The following is a 1,501-nucleotide window of genomic DNA, read 5'->3' as shown; positions in this document are numbered from 1 at the left end:
TTCGGGCGCTCAAGAGGTGGCTTCACGACCAAGATCCACCTCCTCGTCAACGCGCTTGGTCTGCCCATGAGGACAGAGATCACGCCGGGCCAGGTCCATTGCCACGCCGCTTCGACCCCTATGCTGTCGAAGCATTGGCTGGATGGGAAAGATATTGCGATCAGCCTTAGCGGTCGAACAAACGTTCATCCCACCAGATCGGGGTTTCTAAACCAGCCTTGATCGATTTGAAGTCGGCGTGCTGCGTGTTGAAAACGATATTGCTCTCCATGCGCGCAACGACAGAGGGCACAATCAGGATTGCAGAGCGCTTTTCTGAATACCATTGACGACCAAATCGTCTTGCCGCTTCACCATCTGGCGCCGACCATCCATCGATCAGATCACTATTCACGACTTCGTAGATCGTACCGGCCGGGATCGTGATCTCTATGAAATGCTGACCGGAGGGGATTTCACCTTGGTAGTGAACCAGCTTTTCTAGCATTGCAGTCGAATAATGCTCGGAGGCGTAGCTGACGGCGGCGCCAGCTTCGTGCCATCGGCCCGAACTCAGCCGGGCACCACCATCATCCCAGATGGGAAACTCTCCCATTGGATCACCAATTCGGTAGGCCGAAAGAGGGTTATCGAGCTTGCGATCATAGCTCATACAGCGAAGCCAGACTCCGCACGTCTAAGCAAATTGATCACCGCTTCGGCGCCTGCAGAATTCGATTGCGCCATTTCCATTGGGCTGCGGCCACCTAGCAAATTGTGTGGCCTGTTCAAAAACCGCGATATGGCCTCTTCATCGCCGTGATAAACGCGGCTAACGGCATCAACGACACGGCTGACTTCGTAAAGACGCTCACTCATTTCCCGAGACAGCGCCTTCTGACTTTTCTTCGCCCGTCGCAGAGTCGCTTCAGGAATGAGCGGGCCGACGACAGCAGAACGGCCAAGGGCTGCGCTCAACGCTTCAGCGGCTGAAACGGTTAGGCCTTTTGCAATACGATCTGCCAGGCTGATATCGTCTAGCGGGCCCTTGGTCTTCAAACCCAAAAGCACACCGATGCGACCGGATTCTGTGCCTGGCAACGTCTCTGGTGTCATATAGGCTTGTAGAGGGGCCATATTGGTCTCCATCGGACTTCGTCAACCGACGACAATATAGGCGCCAGGTGACGCTTTGTCAAGAAATCCAGAGGGTACCGCTTCTGGCGAACGCTATTTGCTCCGCCAATGTATGCAATGAACATCAATGGGTAGTCGAGCACATCTTTTTGGCGGTGTTGCGCTATGTCGCAATTCATGTTGTGCAAACCCCCACTTAGAAGGCGCAGAGCAGCTTAGGCCATGTTGACAAAAAGGGTCACGTCGCGCGCTGATTGTGCGTCAAGCTGGCCTCTGCGAAGGAGGCCAGCTTGACACGCGCCTTGATGTCGGCGGCGGTGCGGGGTTTCTAGAACATCACTTTGAGTCCTGCGCTTGCGCTGAGGGCGCTGGCATCCCCGGCGTT

Annotated in this window: 2 protein-coding genes and 1 pseudogene; 1 reads left to right on the top strand and 2 read right to left on the bottom strand. The window is 55.3% G+C overall.

Translation table 11 applies throughout. The annotated features are described in order from the left end of the window. A pseudogene (locus tag GTF44_RS21940) lies at positions 1-93 on the top strand (IS5/IS1182 family transposase); the annotation flags it as partial. A 73-nt stretch (positions 94-166) separates the two neighbouring features. Here the strand turns inward: GTF44_RS21940 and GTF44_RS21935 are convergent. Together GTF44_RS21935 and GTF44_RS21930 are read right to left on the bottom strand one after the other, a co-directional pair. Next, complete coding sequence (locus GTF44_RS21935; RefSeq protein WP_171563521.1) at positions 167-652, bottom strand: RES family NAD+ phosphorylase; 486 nt, start codon at positions 650-652, stop codon at positions 167-169. Continuing rightward, positions 649-1,116 (bottom strand): antitoxin Xre/MbcA/ParS toxin-binding domain-containing protein, encoded by a 468-nt coding sequence (locus GTF44_RS21930; protein WP_171563519.1) that lies wholly within the window; start codon positions 1,114-1,116, stop codon positions 649-651. The genes GTF44_RS21935 and GTF44_RS21930 overlap by 4 nt, the downstream gene beginning before the upstream one ends. Positions 1,117-1,501 lie beyond the last annotated feature (385 nt).

Origin of the sequence: Roseobacter sp. HKCCD6576-2 (genome assembly GCF_013179285.1) — a bacterium.
Lineage (GTDB): Bacteria > Pseudomonadota > Alphaproteobacteria > Rhodobacterales > Rhodobacteraceae > Rhodophyticola > Rhodophyticola oceani.
The sequence above is the reverse complement of the archived record's forward strand: the minus strand, read 5'-3'. Positions and strand labels throughout refer to the sequence as shown.